The sequence below is a fragment of the Lujinxingia vulgaris genome, assembly GCF_007997015.1.
GTDB classification, from domain to species: Bacteria; Myxococcota_A; Bradymonadia; order Bradymonadales; family Bradymonadaceae; genus Lujinxingia; species Lujinxingia vulgaris.
This window is the reverse complement of the sequence record NZ_VOSM01000060.1, coordinates 1-641: the sequence shown is the minus strand read 5'-3', so window position 1 is coordinate 641 and position 641 is coordinate 1. Positions and strand designations below refer to the sequence as shown.

Below are 641 nucleotides of genomic sequence, written 5' to 3'. Positions count from 1 at the left end.
CCAGATATGCAAACCCAGTAGAGAATGTCATCGCCGTTGGTGTCACTCCAACAAAGTCAAGTAGTGAGAGTCTGTACTTGTTTGTTTTGTAGGTACTGTCTATCAAAAAAACAAGATGACATGTGTTACATAACTTAACTGCATCTGGGTGACACCAAAACAGATCACGCACCACAACTTCATCCTTCAATCTATGCCAATGAATGTATTGATCACGTTCGAGAAGCTTCATCAGATGCTGCATTTCAGTATCAGCTCCTCTTATTGAAGAACGATATGCACTTCTTGCATTGTAAATTTGCTTGATCGTGGTGCAACTGTTGGCATTGTGCTCCTTCAACGTTAGCAAGATGTTTCTTGGTTTCACCATCGACTTTGTCATATCAGCAATAATTTTCTTTTTATCCCTAGTCAATCACCCAACATATGGATGTCCAACTAATGACTTTGCCAATTCATGATTATGATTCCCACACATCAACTTCACCATCCAACCTTACCCTCCAACCACTGGTTTCCCACGAAGCTTAAAAGGACACCCACATTTTCTACTGTCAGTATCTCTTATAAAATACTGACCACTCATTTTACTACCAATTAAGACAAATGAAGTTCTTCCTCTCATATCAGTATTTGTGTCT

1 protein-coding gene is annotated in these 641 nt (G+C 39.3%); it reads right to left on the bottom strand.

The features are described 5' to 3' along the window. On the bottom strand, positions 1-370 hold a 370-nt coding region (locus FRC98_RS22340), incomplete at its 3' end, for a transposase (RefSeq protein WP_230467887.1). Between the last annotated feature and the right edge of the window lie 271 nt (positions 371-641).